The organism is Mesorhizobium sp. M0037, from assembly GCF_040323635.1.
Taxonomy (GTDB): domain Bacteria; phylum Pseudomonadota; class Alphaproteobacteria; order Rhizobiales; family Rhizobiaceae; genus Mesorhizobium.
This window is the reverse complement of record NZ_JAMYVB010000004.1, coordinates 274776-289443: the sequence shown is the minus strand read 5'-3', so window position 1 is coordinate 289443 and position 14668 is coordinate 274776. Positions and strand designations below refer to the sequence as shown.

Here is a 14668-nt window from a genome sequence, read left to right as displayed (position 1 = left end):
CTAGCCGAGCGCCGCCCGCGCCCGTCGCAACGCGCGCGAAAACACTGCGGTGTCGTCGAAGGCGCGTGCCAGCGTGAGCGCGCCCTGGATGGCGCCGACCGCTTCTTCGGCGAGTTCGTCCGCCCTGTCAGCGCTGTGCCCGCTTCGGGTCAGCGCTTCGGCAAGATGCGCCACCCAGCGGCCGAAATAGCTTTTGATCGCAATGGCGAAGAGGTCGCGGGATTCGTCCAGCGCGAAGGCGCCGATCAGGCACACCCGGCGTCCCGAGCGGAAATAGCTGTCGGCCGCTTCGAACATCCGATCGATGCCCGTGCGAGGGTAGGCCCTGTCCTGCAACGGCACGAAGACATTCTCCTCGAACCAGCCATCTATATGGGCAATGACAGCCGCCGCCATCTCTTCCTTGCCGCCGGGGAAGAAGTGATAAAGGCTGCCTTTGCCTAGGCCGGTCGCCGCACCGATCCGCGCCAGGCTCGCCCCTTCATAGCCGTGTTCGCGGAAAACCTCGCCGATGATGGAGAGCAAATCGGCGCGATCGGGCGCGATCCTGCGCATGCGCTAGTTTTTCCGCTTGAGCATGATCTTTGCCGAAAACCGCGACACAGTTCTAGGGATCACACTCTAAAGTCCGAGTTCGGTCAGGCCGGGATGGTCGTCCGGCCGGCGGCCGAGCGGCCAGTGATATTTGCGCTCACCCTCAGCGATCGGCAGGTCGTTGATGCTGGCGACGCGCCTACGCATCAGTCCATCCGCGTCAAATTCCCAATTCTCATTGCCGTAGGAGCGGAACCAGTGGCCACTGTCGTCGCGCCATTCATAGGCAAAGCGCACCGCGATGCGGTTGTCGTTCCAGGTCCAGACCTCCTTGATCAGCCGGTAGTCCAGCTCGCGCGCCCATTTGCGCGTGAGGAAGGAGACGATCTCATTTCTGCCCGAGACGAACTCGGCGCGGTTGCGCCAGGTGCTGTCTTGCGTATAGGCGAGCGAAACCCGTTCGGGATCGCGGCTGTTCCAGGCGTCTTCGGCCATGCGCGCCTTCTGCGCGGCGGTCTCGGCGGTGAAGGGCGGCAGCGGCGGACGGCTCATGTCACTCTCCCATCGGCAAAGGCGATGGCGAGCATTGTACCAAACGGTACAATTGGTCAAGGCTGAATCGGACTAGGTTTTCCCCGCCAGCCCCTTCAGCCGGTAGAGCGCTTCCAGCGCCTCGCGCGGCGTCATCTCGTCTGGATTGATCTCACCCAGCGCTGCGCCCAATGCGTCGCTCTTCGCAGGCTTTGCCGCTTCCCGCTTCATTGCCACCGAAAACAGCGGCAGATCGTCGACCAGCCGGTTGGCCTTGCCGGAGACATCGCCTTCCTCGAGCTGATGCAGCACCTCTTTGGCGCGGCCGACCACCGCTTCCGGCAGACCGGCAAGGCGAGCGACCTGAACGCCATAGGAGCGATCGGCGGCACCCTTGCCGACCTCGTGCAGGAAGACGACGTCGCCTTCCCATTCCTTGACCCGCATGGTGACGTTGGAAAGGCGCGGCAGTTTGCCGGACAGCGCCGTCATCTCGTGGAAATGGGTGGCAAAGATCGCCCGGCAGCGGTTCTTCTCGTGCAGGTACTCGACCGCCGCCCAGGCGATCGACAGGCCATCGAAAGTGGCGGTGCCGCGGCCGATTTCGTCGAGGATCACCAGCGCCCGCTCACCGGCCTGGTTGAGGATCGCCGCCGTCTCGACCATCTCGACCATGAAGGTGGAGCGGCCACGCGCCAGATCGTCCGAGGCGCCGACGCGCGAGAACAACCGGTCGACGACGCCGATATGGGCCGATGTCGCCGGCACGAAGGAACCGGTTTGGGCGAGGATGGCGATCAGTGCGTTTTGCCGCAGGAAAGTCGACTTACCGCCCATATTCGGACCGGTGAGCAGCCAGATCGCGCCGGCCTTGGCCCCGTCTTGCGGCGACAGATCGCAATCATTGGCGACGAACGGCCCTTCGCCCGAACGCCGCAGCGCCTGTTCCACCACAGGATGGCGCCCGCCCGAAATGTCGAAGGCAAGGCTGGAATCGACCAGCGGCCGGCACCAGGCTTCACTCTCCGACAACAGCGCGAGCGCCGCCGACACGTCAAGTACGGCAAGCGCATCGGCGCCGGCGCGAATTTTTTGCGCCTCGGCGACCGCCTCTGTCGTCAGCGTGTCGAAAGCGGCAAGCTCGATGCTCAGCGCCCGGTCGGCGGCATTGGCGATTTTGGTCTCGAGTTCGGCAAGTTCGGTCGTGGTGAAACGCATGGCGTTGGCCATGGTCTGGCGGTGGATGAAGCGCGCCTTGGCGCCGTCGCTTCCGGTCATGATTGAATGGTGGTTGGCCGTCACCTCGATGTAATAGCCCAGCACATTGTTGTGGCGGATTTTCAGCGAGCGGATGCCGGTCTCCTCGATCAGCGAGCGCTCCAGTCCGGCGATCACCTTGCGCGATTCGTCGCGCAGCGCCCGCATTTCGTCGAGCTCGGCATGGTAGCCGCCGCGCACGAAGCCGCCGTCGCGCCTGAGCAACGGCAGTTCCTCGCCAAGAGCCTGGGTCAGATGCTCGGCCAGCGCACGCGGCAGCGCCTTGATCGCGGCAAGTGCTTCCGTCAATTCATGGGGCAGCGCTGTTGCGGCGAAGATTTCGGCAATGGCGCCCGCCGCTTCAAAGCCGGCACGCAGCGCGCCGAGGTCGCGCGGGCCGCCGCGGTTGAGCGCCAACCGCGACAGCGCTCGCGGCATGTCGGCGACGCTCTTCAGGCTTGACCGCACCGCCTGGCAGAGCCGCGTCTCGGCGCGGAAGAACGATACCGAATCAAGCCGGGCGGCAATCGCCGCCGGATCGGTCAGCGGCGCCATCAGCCGGTCGGCGAGCAGCCTGGCGCCGCCGCCGGTGACCGTGCGGTCTATAGCCTTGAACAGCGAGCCGTCGCGGCTGCCCGACAGCGTGCGCAACAGTTCCAGATTGCCGCGTGTCGCAGGATCGATGAACAGCGTCGAGCCCTGCTCCTCGCGTTCGGGACGCGACAAAGGCGGCCGCTCGGCCTTCTGCGTCTTTTCGACATAGGCGATGGCGCCCGAGATCGCCGACAATTCGGCGCGCGAGAAGGCGCCGAAACTGTCCGGCGTCGCCACTTCGAAGAAGCGCGCGATCCGCCCCGCTGCCGAAGCCGAATCGAAAAGCGACGGCGGCTGCGGGCTGGCGACGCGGCCGATGAAGTCGAACACCGGCTTCAGCTCGGGATCGTAAAACACCGGCTCGGCGACGATCAGCTCGCGCGGGTCGACGCGGAAGACATCGGCCAGCAGGCGGTCGGCCGTGGTTTCGGCGACGCGGAAGACGCCGGTCGAGATCTCGATCCAGGCCAGGGCGAAGGCGTCACCGCTGCTGCCGCCCTTCACCCGTCCCAGCGCCATCAGGAAACTCGATTCCGACGGCGCCAGCAATTTGTCCTCGGTGATGGTGCCGGGCGTCACCAGGCGCACCACGTCACGGCGTACGACCGATTTGCCGCCGCGCTTCCTGGCTTCCGCCGGGTCCTCGATCTGCTCGCAGACGGCAACGCGAAAACCTTGGCCGATCAGCTTTTGCAGATAGTCGTCGGCCGCATGCACCGGCACGCCGCACATCGGAATGTCGTTACCCTGGTGCTTGCCGCGCTTGGTCAGGACGATGCCCAGCGCCTTGCTCGCCTTTTCGGCGTCGTCGAAGAACAGCTCGTAAAAATCGCCCATGCGGTAGAACAGCAGAGAATCCGGGTTCGCCGCCTTGATCTCGATATATTGCTCCATCATCGGCGTGACGCTGCCGACGGGCGCAGGCGGTGTCACCCCGGGGGCGTCGGTTTCTGCTGAAGTGTGCATGTTCATGCCCGCACGCTAGCAGATGTGGGTGCGGGGTTTAATGCCGGCGGCCCGAAAAGCAGGGGACGACCGGCCTCGACGGCGGCTTGTGCTCCCTCTACGCCGGGTGAAGCCGTTGGTTGCTTCGGGCGCCAACCAGACCCTATGATCGCCATGGCGGGGATAAGCGGCATGGATCAGGACAAACAGGAGGCGTTCGAAGAGCTGGTCGGTCCGGCTGGATCGGCGCTTGAGCGCCTGCTGCTGTTGGCGGCGCGGCGCGTCCACCGCACCAAAAGCAAGCTTAGGGGGACAGTGCGCAAGCGCGTCCCCTTCCTCCTGCCGTCACGGGGACCGCTGTCCGATCTCGATAGCGGCATCGAGATGTCGCTGCATGTGCTCAGCCGCGACCCGCTGGTGCTCTATGTCCCGATTGGCGGAGCCCGTCCGCTCTATCCGCTGGCGGCCCTTGGCCGGCGCCTGGCGGGACGGCGCGTCACCTTCCTGACGATGCAGACCTGGACCATGGAGCGGCCGGCTGTCATCGCCCGGATGGGCCGCGATCTCGCCTGGTATGCCGGCCGGTTTCCGCTGCACGAAATCATCTTCCTGTGCAACACCGAGGAAGAGCGCCGTCTCGTCGCGGCTGCGGGCGGCAATGCCATCTTCTCCAACCACAATCTGATGGTGTCGGAGGATATATTCCGGCAGCTGCCGGACGTGCCGGTCGAATTCGACGCGGTCTACAATGGCCGCATCTCGCCGATCAAACGCCATCACCTGGCCTTCGACATAGAGCGGCTGGCCCACATCACCTATTCGATCGGCGAATTGCCGCCGGTTGCCGCCCGCGCCTTTGTTCGGCGACTGCAGGCGCGTTCGCCGCTCCACCAGATCGCCAATCCGCTCGTCGACGGCTGGCCGGGCAAGCTGACGGCGCAACAGGTCAACCACGTCTACAACCAGGCCGCCGTCGGGCTGTGCCTGTCGGCCGTGGAAGGAGCGATGTACTCCTCGATGGAATATCTGATGGCCGGCCTGCCGATCGTCAGTACGCCGAGCCTTGGCGGTCGCGACGTCTATTTCGATCCGGATTATTGCATCGTCGCCGATCCGGAACCGGCTGCCATTCGCCGCGCCGTCGAGACGCTGCGAGATCGTGCCATACCGCGTCAGCAGATCCGCCGCCGCACGCTGGAGAAGGTTCACGCCCAGCGCATCGAACTCATGGCGTTCCTGACTGCATTGCTGCGGCGCAAGGGAAGCCGTGCGCCACCCATCGAGACGTGGCCTTTCCCCGGCACAGACGGCATGATGCGGCGGGGAACGGTGCGCGAAATCGCTGCCTTCGTCAGCGAGCCAGAGCCGACGTGACGCCGTTCGACCTCGGGAGATTTCGCTGCGGGCGTGAAGATTGCTTGGCGGTTTACAGCGGTGGCGTGTAGCCTTGATTCAGAAGTTTCAAAAACACACACCCGTCTCAAGGGTGCGGCACCGGCGAGGAAATCAAAAGCATCATGGCCAAGAAAACCGAAAACAGCGGCCCCTCCGTCAGCGCCGAGGAGGCGCTGGAATTCCACGCCATGGGCCGCCCCGGCAAGCTGGAGATCGTCGCCACCAAGCCGATGGCGACGCAGCGCGATCTGAGCCTCGCCTATTCGCCGGGTGTCGCGGTTCCTGTGCTGGCCATTGCCGAAGACCCCAGCCGCGCCTTCGACTACACGACGCGCGGCAACATGGTCGCCGTCATCTCCAACGGCACCGCCATTCTCGGCCTCGGCAATCTCGGCGCGTTGGCCTCCAAGCCGGTGATGGAAGGCAAGGCGGTGCTGTTCAAGCGCTTCGCCGATGTCGATTCCATCGACCTCGAGGTCGACACCGAGGATGCCGACGAGTTCATCAATTGCGTGCGCTTTCTTGGGCCGTCCTTCGGCGGCATCAACCTGGAAGACATCAAGGCGCCGGAATGCTTCATCATCGAGCAGCGCCTGCGCGAACTGATGGACATCCCGGTCTTCCACGACGATCAGCACGGCACCGCCATCATCTCGGCCGCCGGGCTGATCAACGCGCTGGAGATCACCGGCCGCGACATGAAGACCACGAAAATGGTCTGCAACGGCGCCGGCGCCGCCGGTATCGCCTGCATCGAACTGATGAAGGCGATGGGTTTCGCCCCGGAAAACATCATCTTGTGCGACACCAAGGGTGTCGTCTACCAGGGCCGCACCGAAGGCATGAACCAGTGGAAGTCGGCGCATGCGGTCAAGACCGCCACGCGCAGCCTGGCCGAGGCGCTGGATGGCGCCGACGTCTTCCTCGGCCTGTCGGCCAAGGGCGCATTGACCACCGAGATGGTGCAGTCGATGGCCAAGAACCCGATCATCTTCGCCATGGCCAATCCCGACCCGGAGATCACGCCGGAGGAAGTGGCCGAAATCCGCACCGACGCCATCATGGCCACCGGGCGTTCCGACTACCCCAACCAGGTCAACAATGTGCTGGGCTTCCCCTACATCTTCCGCGGTGCGCTGGATGTCAGGGCCACCACCATCAATGACGACATGAAGATCGCCGCAGCGAGAGCGCTGGCCGACCTGGCGCGCAAGGACGTGCCCGACGATGTCGCCGCCGCCTATCAGGGCAACCGGCCGAAATTCGGCCCCAACTACATCATCCCGGTGCCGTTCGATCCGCGCCTGATCTCGGCCATCCCGCTCGCTGTGGCCAAGGCGGCGATGGAGTCGGGCGTCGCCCGCAAGCCGATCCTCGACCTCGACCGCTACGCGCAGGAGCTGTCGGCCCGCCGCGACCCGATCGCCTCGACCTTGCAGCGCATCTACGATCGCGTCCGCCGCCAGCCCAAGCGCATCGTCTTTGCCGAGGGCGAGGAAGAACAGGTGATGCGCGCCGCCGTCTCCTATGTGAACCAGAAGCTCGGCACCGCGATCCTGCTCGGCCGCGACGATGTCATCAAGGAAAACGCCAGGCACGCCGGCATCGACCTCAACAAGCAAGGCATCGAGATCATCAATGCCAGGCTGTCGCGCCGAAACGGCATCTATACCGATTATCTCTACGAGCGCATGCAGCGCAAAGGCTTCCTGTTCCGCGACTGCCAGCGGCTGATCAACAACGACCGCAACCATTTCGCTGCCTGCATGGTGGCGCTGGGCGATGCCGACGGCATCGTCACCGGCGTCACTCGCAACTATTCCACGGCGCTTGACGATATCCGCCGCGTCATCGACGCCAAGCCCGGCCACCGCGTCATCGGCGTCTCGATCGTGCTCGCCCGGGGCAAGACCGTGCTCGTCGCCGACACCGCCGTGCACGATATGCCCAATGCCGAGCAGATCGCCGATATCGCCGAGGAGGCGGCGGGCTTCGCCCGCCGCATGGGCTATGAGCCGAGGCTCGCCATGCTGGCCTATTCGACTTTCGGCCACCCGCAGGGCGAGCGCTCGGAACGCGTCCAGGAAGCGGTACGCATCCTCGACAAGCGCCGCGTCGATTTCGAATATGATGGCGAGATGGCCGCCGACGTGGCGCTCAATGCCCGCGCCATGGCCCAGTATCCATTCATTCGCCTGACCGGACCGGCCAATGTGCTGATCATGCCGGCGTTCCACTCGGCCTCGATCTCGACCAAGATGCTGCAGGAACTCGGCGGCTCCACCGTCATCGGCCCGCTGCTGGTCGGCCTCAACAAGCCGGTCCAGATCGTCTCGCTGAACGCCAAGGATTCGGACATCGTCAACATGGCTGCGATCGCGGCCTATAGCGCGGGAGCCTGATTGGCGGCAAAATCACCAACCCATAAGAGATTGATAATATTCGGCTGCTATAGGGAACGTTCTCGCCCCTATGGCCTTATGGCATTGGCGGCGCGCTCAGACCGCTAACGGGGGTGCGGCCATGAAGCATGACGGGGTTTCTGCATCCGCGGTTGGCCATGGGGTCTACCACGACGAGCGGCTGGACGCGCTGCTCAGTATCACCGGCCGCATGGACGGTTATCTCTACCGTTGCCGCAACGATGCGTCCTACACCATGCTCTACATCAGCGACGGCATTTTCACCGTCAGCGGTTATCGGCCGAGCGACTTCATTCAAAATGCCGTGCGCGACTATGTCTCGGCCATCCACCCGGATGATCTCGCTGCCGTCTATGCCGCCGTCGATACCGCGCTCGAGGCGCGCTGCAACTGGAACGTCGACTACCGCATCGTGCCGCAGGTCGGCGAGCCGCTCTGGGTCCGCGAGATCGGCGGCGGCGTCTGGGACGAGGCCGGCGAACTGGAATTCCTGGAAGGTTTCGTCGTCGACATCAGCGACCGCAAGGTCGTCGAGGATCTCAACGCCGAGCTGCTGCTCGAACTCAAGGCCGCCAATGAGGAACTCTCGGTACAAAAGCGCGAGATCGAGCTGGCCAAGCAGCACAGCGACCACTCGGCCAACCACGATGCATTGACCGGCCTGCCCAACCGGCGCGCCTTTCACAACGAGCTGAGGTCGGTGATCGACCGCTGCGACAGCACCGGCCAGGCGGCCGGCCTGCTGTTCATCGACCTCGATAGGTTCAAGAAGGTCAACGACACGCTCGGCCACGAGGCCGGCGACGCGCTGCTGCAGGAGGTGGCGGGTCAGCTTCGCACCATCCTGCGCAGCGCTGATTTCGTGGCGCGGCTCGGTGGAGACGAGTTCGCATTCCTGTTTTCAGGAGAGGCTAGCCGGGCCCGACAGAAGGCCGTGGGCGTCGCCGAACGTATCCTGGAAAAGCTGCGGATCAAGGTGCCGACGCCGAATGGAGCCATCCATGTTGGTTGCACCGTTGGCGTCGCCATCTACCCGGCGGAAGCGTCCGATTCGGAGGCGCTGATAACGCTCGCCGACCGACTGATGTACATCGGCAAAAAGAGCGGCCGCAACCGGCTGGTCACCGCCGGGGCTTTGGAACCCGGGCCTACGTCCGACGACGTTCGCCGCACCGCCTGAGCGGAGCGCCGGACAGCCTGAACCGGCGGGCACCCCTCATCTGGCTCGGCGCTGCGCGCCGAAAGACGGCCCTACAGCAACCCCGCCAGTTGGGCAGCGCTGCGCAGATTCTGCCGTGGCCGCGGTCCGAGCTGCTGGATCACCAGCCCGGCGGCCAGTGAGCCGAGATCGCCGCAATCCTGCAGGCTGCGCCCCGAGGTGTAGCCGTAGAGGAAACCGGCGGCGTAGAGGTCGCCGGCGCCGGTGGTGTCGACCAGTTCGCGGATCGTCGTCGCCTGGATGGTGACGGTCTCCTCGCCACGCACGATCACCGAGCCTTTTTCGGAGCGGGTGACAGCGGCAATCTTGCAGTCCTTGCGGATAGCCGCCAGCGCCTCGTCGATGGATTTTGTCTGGTAGAGCGACTTGATCTCGTGGCTGTTGGCAAAGACGATGTCGACAGTGCCCGAGCGCATCAGCTCGAGGAACTCGTCCCGGTAGCGGTCGACGCAGAACGAATCCGACAACGTCATCGACACTTCGCGCCCGGCCTCGTGTGCGAGCTTCGCCGTCTGCCGGATCGCCTCCTTGGCGCGCGGCGGATCCCACAGATAGCCCTCGAAATAGGTAACCTTGGCGCCGGATGCCTTGTCGGCCTCGACGTCTTCCGGGCCGAGTTCGACGCAGGCGCCGAGATAGGTGTTCATCGAACGCTCGCCATCGGGGGTGACGAATATCATCGAGCGCGCCGTCGGCGGCTGTCCCTCAAGCGGCCTGGTGTCGAAGGCAACGCCCTGGGCATGGATGTCATGGGCGTAGATTTCGCCGAGCGGATCGTTCGACACCTTGCCGAAGAAGGCGGCGCGGCCGCCGAAGCTGGCGACGCCCGCCGCCGTGTTGCCGGCGCTGCCGCCCGAGGCCTCGATCGCCGGCCCCATGCGGCTGTAGAGCAGCTCGGCGCGCTTGGTGTCGATGAGGTTCATCGCACCCTTGATGATGCCGTTGGTCTCGAGAAAAGCGTCGTCGCACTGGGCGATGATGTCGACAATGGCATTGCCGATGCAAAGCACGTCAAAATCCGGCATCAATGTCTCCGCCTCGGAACCTGCCGGCTTTCTGCCGCGCCCGGGCGGGTCTACAGCATCACCCCGAAAAATGGCAACCGATTTCCATCCTTTGCCGGCCCAAGCCGGCGCGCGCGCCTGGGACGAGGCTCCATCACAGTTCGACCGTGGCCGAAGCATCTGACCGCCGGGTCGCCTACAAGCTTGGCCTCAAATCAAGCGCTGGAAGCACCCGCATGCAAGCAAAGACCGACATGACCACCGAACTGGCGCTGCTTGGCGTGCTGGCCGCCCTGTGGGGCGCGTTCTATAGCTTCATCAAGATCGGTGTCGAGACGATCCCGCCGATATCCTTCATCGCTGCCCGCACCTTGATTGCCGGCGCCATCCTGCTCGCGCTGATCCGCTGGCGCGGCCTCGCCATGCCCAAGGACAGCGCGACCTTGTGGCGGTTCATGGTCCAGGCCTGCCTCAACAGCGTCGTGCCGTTCACGCTGATCGCCGCCGCCGAGCGCTCCATCGACGCCGGTCTGGCCACCATTCTCAACGCGACCTCGCCGATCTTCACCTTCCTGCTAACCGCGCTTATCACCCGCCATGAATCCGTGACCGCACGCAAGCTGTTCGGTGTCGGTGCCGGCATTGCCGGCATTTGCCTGATCGTCGGCACCCAGGCGCTTGGCGGGCTCGGCCATCAATTGTGGGCGCAGCTTGCCGTCATTGCCGCCACGGTCTGCTATGCCGGCGCCGCCATTTTCGGCCGCAGCTTTAGGGGACTCGACCCGATGCTGCCGGCCGCCGGCTCGATGCTGTGCGGCGCGGTCATCCTCGTCCCCTTGAGCCTGGCCTTCGACCGCCCGTGGACGCTGTCGCCTTCAATGGCGTCGATACTGGCCTTGTTGGCATTGTCGGTGTTCTCCACGGCGCTGGCCTTCTGCATCTTTTTCCGCCTCATCCACACGCTTGGTTCGGTCGGCACGACGTCGCAGGCCTATCTGCGCGTGCCGATCGGCGTCGGCATCGGCGTCCTGTTCCTCGGTGAAAGCCTTGGGCCGACAGCTTTCTGGGGCATGGGCTGCGTCGTCGCCGGTGTTGCGGCAATGACCATCCCCGCCCGCTCCCGGGCGCTGGCGCGCTAGATCATGATGAGATTTGGTTGAAATCTCATCATGATCTAACCCTTTGTTGGAGCATGATCTTTTCCAAAAACCGGTACCCACTTTTTGGGATCATGCTCCAGTTCCCGTCCGGAATTGCGCCCGCTCCAGCAGGCTTGCGGCTGACAGGGTCTCCGCCTATGTCGGAGATATCCGTTTGTTCCTGGGGGTGGAAACGCCGTGATCTCCAACGCTGCCCGCGCCTCCTTCAGCCGGCTGTTTTCTCCCGAATTCCGCGCGGTTTTCCTGAAGACGCTGGGCTTGACCGTCCTGGCGCTGGTCGCCTTGTGGTTCGTCTTGACCGGGCTTGTCGATTGGCTGGCCCTGCCATGGGTTCACTCCTTGCTGCCCGGCCTGCCGTCCTGGGCCGGATGGCTGAGCGGCATCATCGCTGCCATCGCGCTTGCCTTCGGGATGGCGCTGCTGATCGCGCCGGTGACGGCAATCGTGGCGGGCCTGTTTCTCGACGACATCGCCGAAGTGGTCGAGCGCACCGACTATCCGGCCGATCCCGTCGGACGCGCCATGCCGGCGCTGCGCTCGCTCGTGTTGTCGGTGAAATTCTTCGGCGTCGTCATCCTGGGCAACATCGTCGCCTTGCTCCTTCTGTTGGTTCCAGGCGTCAACATCGCCGCCTTCTTCATCGTCAACGGCTATCTGCTCGGACGTGAATTCTTCGAATTCGCCGCCATGCGCTTCCGCCCGGAAGATGAGGCGAGGGCGTTGCGCCGGAAATATGCCGGCACCGTCTTTCTGGCCGGGCTGCTCATCGCTGCCTTCCTCGCCGTGCCCCTGCTCAACCTGCTGACGCCGCTCTTTGCCGCCGCCATGATGGTGCATCTGCACAAGGCGGTCGGCGCGCGGGAGAGCGCCGGGCGATAGGCCTATCAACGCAGAAGGAAACCGCGTCCCAATTCGTCATCCGGCTCGACGGTGAATTCCGTCCGGCCCGAATAGTAGGCGCGGCCGCCGACGCGGGCGATGATCGCATCATGCGGGCCGGCCATGGTCGTGCGCGCCACCGCTCCGGAAAAGCGCGAGCCGGCGATGCTTTCGAAGGACCGCTCCTGACCAGGGTTGATCTCACCCTTGGCATGCATTGCCGCCAGCCGCGCGGTGACGCCGGAGCCGGTCGGCGAGCGGTCGACCTCGGCATCGGCAAAGACGCAGATGTTTTGCGTTGCCTCGCTGGAGAATGCATCGTGTCCATCGGTGAGGATGGTGCCGTAGAGGAAAGCGAGATCGGCATGGTCGGGATGCGATAGAGGGAACGCCGCCTTCAGCCGCTCGGTCAGCGCGGTTGCCGCGTCGACGAAATCGCGCACCCGGCTGCGGCCGAACTCCAGGCCGAATTGATGGCAGCCGGCCAGCGCGTAGAAGGCGCCGCCATAGGCGATGTCGAACGCAATCTTGCCGTATCCCCCCAATTCGATTTGTTGGTCATGGGCAAACAGAAAGGCCGGCACGCTTTCGAACGACACCGATCCCGCTTTGCCGTCCTTGACCTCCACCGAAGCGACGACCATGCCGCACGGCGCCTCGATGTTGACGGTGGTGATTGGCTCCTGCTTGACCACCAGCCCTTCGTCGACGGCGTAGCGGCCAAGCGCAATGATGGCGTGGCCGCACATCGTCGAATAGCCCTCGTTGTGCATGAACAGCACGGCCAGCTCGGCGCCGGGCAGGTCGGGCTCCACCAGCAGCGCGCCATACATGTCGTAGTGGCCGCGCGGCTCGAAGATCAGCAGCTTGCGCAAATGGTCGAGGTGGTCGCGCACATAGGCACGCTTTTCCAGGATCGTGCCTTTGGGAATGTCTGGATAGCCGTCCGTGACGATCCTGACCGGCTCACCGCCGGTGTGCATGTCGACGACGGTGAGCGTCATGCGCCGGGACCCCTACCCTGAGGATTTGGAAAACAGCGCCTGCAATTTGCCGAACGGCATGGCGGCCCGGGTGAAGCCGAACGTGCCGTCCTGCTGGATCTCGCGCGCCGCGGTTTCCAGCATGCCGAAGGCGAAATTGGTCAGCCACGGACCGAGCGAGATGCGCTTGACCCCGGCCATGGCAAGGTCGGCGATGGTGAAGGCCGACAGTGCCATGACGTTGACCGGCCTGCTCACCGCCGAGCAGACGTCCCGGATGGTCTCGACATCTTTGAGGCCGGGCGCATAGAGCACATCGGCGCCGGCCTTTTCGAAGGCCTGCAGCCGCTTGATCGTGTCGTCGAGATCCGGTTTGCCCCAAAGGAAATTCTCGGCCCGTGCGGTGAAGACGAAATCATGCTTGAGCGCCCGTGCGGCTTCAGCAGCAGCTGCAACGCGCTCGACGGCGTGTGAAAACTCATAGATGGGCTTGTCGGGATCGCCGGTATGGTCCTCGATCGAGCAGCCGGCGAGACCTGCCGCTTCGGCCGCAAAAACCGTCTCGGCGGCACTCGTCGCGCTGTCGCCCTTGCCTTTCTCGAGATCGGCCGACACCGGCAGGCTGGTTGCCGCCGTCAGCTCGCGGCAATGGTGGATCATCGCCTCGAAGGTCACTGCGCCATCGGGCAGGCCGCGCGAGAAGGCAAAACCGGCGCTGGTCGTCGCCAGCGCCTTGAAGCCGAAGGAGGCCAGGAGCTTGGTCGTGCCGACATCCCAGGGGTTGGGCATGACGAAGGTCGAGGCGTGCAGGTCGCGAAAGATCTTGCCCTTGTCCATGAGTGCTCCCTTCAGATGCGGAATATCGGCAGATTCTATCGTGCAGAAATGCACCGGGCAAACGAATGCGGTTGGCTCAGAAGCGTTTGGCGTTCTCTCCTGCCAATCTGTCCAGCGCGTCGGAATCCCTGACGTAGTGCAACGTCTTCTTGTCCCAATGATAGGTAACGGAAATTGCGTGGGCTTCAGGCTTGGGCGGCTGGCCGTCGCAGCTCTCGCCGTTGAGCACCGTGGCGTCGGTCACCGTCACTTTGACTGCGGCATAAGGCTGCCCGTCAGCGATCGTCTGGAAAGCAACGTCCTGCTTGCGGCTGTAGGCGCACAGGTTCTCATCGAAGGTGAAGATCATGTCGATCAGTTGGAATTTGTCGTCGCGCACCATGATCAGCGGCGTGATCGCGTAGTTTTGGCTTGAATTGAAATGCGCGCTCATGGTGATCACGATGTCGTCGTTCGGCCCAACGGAAAGCTTGCCCGGTTCACGGAAATAGGTGCCGCGGTCGAGCGCGACATTGACGGCGTCGAGCAGCTTCGGCTTGTCTGTGATGTCGTAGAGCGCCAGCACGGCATAGCCTTCGGCGCTGTCGGGAGAGTCGCCGAGGTCGTAGAGCATCGCCAGCCGGTCCTTACCCCCGGCCTTGATGGCGAGCACGCCGGCGTTGGAGAGACCCGATGTCTCAGGCGGCGAACCGCCGTCATCCGGTCCCTCGATGTGGCCCATCTCGATCGGCAATCCACCCCGGTAGAAACCGTTGCTGTCACCTGCGAGGCCGGGAATGACCATCCTTGCGAGGTCCAGATAGGTCACATTCATGTGGCCGGGGATGGCGCCGGCGAATTCCGGGAAGCTGACGGCTTGCGCGCCGGCTGCGGTCCAAAGCCACGGCAGCAGCACAAGCGCTAGAGC

At 64.3% G+C, this 14668-nt stretch carries 12 protein-coding genes; 5 read left to right on the top strand and 7 right to left on the bottom strand.

Annotation, left to right across the window (positions count from 1 at the left end):
* The 3 genes from NKJ78_RS09865 to mutS form a co-directional block, all read right to left on the bottom strand.
* The gene (locus NKJ78_RS09865; protein WP_023834363.1) at positions 1-555 is read right to left on the bottom strand and encodes a TetR/AcrR family transcriptional regulator; all 555 of its coding nucleotides are present in this window, start codon (positions 553-555) and stop codon (positions 1-3) included.
* Between the two features lie 66 nt (positions 556-621).
* Positions 622-1086, bottom strand: coding sequence for a nuclear transport factor 2 family protein (locus tag NKJ78_RS09860; protein ID WP_023715575.1), 465 nt, complete (start codon positions 1084-1086; stop codon positions 622-624).
* A gap of 72 nt (positions 1087-1158) precedes the next feature.
* Entirely contained in the window at positions 1159-3888 is a 2730-nt protein-coding gene (gene mutS / locus NKJ78_RS09855) for a DNA mismatch repair protein MutS (protein ID WP_352459260.1), read from the bottom strand.
* Between the two features lie 165 nt (positions 3889-4053).
* Here mutS and NKJ78_RS09850 point away from each other — a divergent pair, with 165 nt between their 5' ends.
* The 3 genes from NKJ78_RS09850 (at position 4054) to NKJ78_RS09840 (ending at position 8859) form a co-directional block, all read left to right on the top strand.
* A complete protein-coding gene (locus NKJ78_RS09850; RefSeq protein WP_352459259.1) occupies positions 4054-5235 on the top strand; it encodes a glycosyltransferase family protein in 1182 nt (393 codons plus the stop codon).
* A 143-nt stretch (positions 5236-5378) separates the two neighbouring features.
* Positions 5379-7658, top strand: a complete 2280-nt coding sequence (locus tag NKJ78_RS09845) for an NADP-dependent malic enzyme (RefSeq protein ID WP_023738125.1) — start codon at positions 5379-5381, stop codon at positions 7656-7658.
* A gap of 121 nt (positions 7659-7779) precedes the next feature.
* On the top strand, positions 7780-8859 hold the full coding sequence (locus NKJ78_RS09840) for a diguanylate cyclase domain-containing protein (RefSeq protein ID WP_352459257.1): 1080 nt from the start codon (positions 7780-7782) through the stop codon (positions 8857-8859).
* Positions 8860-8930: 71 nt separating this feature from the next.
* Here the strand turns inward: NKJ78_RS09840 and NKJ78_RS09835 are convergent, their stop codons facing one another.
* The gene (locus NKJ78_RS09835) at positions 8931-9923 is read right to left on the bottom strand and encodes an adenosine kinase (protein WP_352459256.1); all 993 of its coding nucleotides are present in this window, start codon (positions 9921-9923) and stop codon (positions 8931-8933) included.
* Positions 9924-10138: 215 nt separating this feature from the next.
* Here NKJ78_RS09835 and NKJ78_RS09830 point away from each other — a divergent pair, with 215 nt between their 5' ends.
* Positions 10139-11041 carry a DMT family transporter gene (locus NKJ78_RS09830; protein WP_352459254.1) on the top strand — a complete coding sequence of 301 codons (903 nt, stop codon included), beginning with the start codon at positions 10139-10141 and terminating at the stop codon, positions 11039-11041.
* 198 nt (positions 11042-11239) lie between these two features.
* Positions 11240-11941: a sulfate transporter family protein gene (locus NKJ78_RS09825; RefSeq protein ID WP_352459253.1), complete on the top strand. Its 702-nt coding sequence runs from the start codon at positions 11240-11242 to the stop codon at positions 11939-11941.
* Between the two features lie 5 nt (positions 11942-11946).
* On the opposite strand, the gene NKJ78_RS09820 is transcribed toward NKJ78_RS09825, so the two are convergent.
* The 3 genes from NKJ78_RS09820 to NKJ78_RS09810 all read right to left on the bottom strand — a co-directional run bounded on the left by NKJ78_RS09820 (position 11947) and on the right by NKJ78_RS09810 (position 14656).
* On the bottom strand, positions 11947-12945 hold the full coding sequence (locus NKJ78_RS09820) for a proline racemase family protein (protein ID WP_352459252.1): 999 nt from the start codon (positions 12943-12945) through the stop codon (positions 11947-11949).
* Positions 12946-12957: 12 nt separating this feature from the next.
* The gene (locus NKJ78_RS09815) at positions 12958-13761 is read right to left on the bottom strand and encodes an isocitrate lyase/PEP mutase family protein (RefSeq protein WP_023834356.1); all 804 of its coding nucleotides are present in this window, start codon (positions 13759-13761) and stop codon (positions 12958-12960) included.
* A 76-nt stretch (positions 13762-13837) separates the two neighbouring features.
* Positions 13838-14656 carry a hypothetical protein gene (locus NKJ78_RS09810; protein WP_352459251.1) on the bottom strand — a complete coding sequence of 273 codons (819 nt, stop codon included), beginning with the start codon at positions 14654-14656 and terminating at the stop codon, positions 13838-13840.
* Positions 14657-14668: the final 12 nt, after the last annotated feature.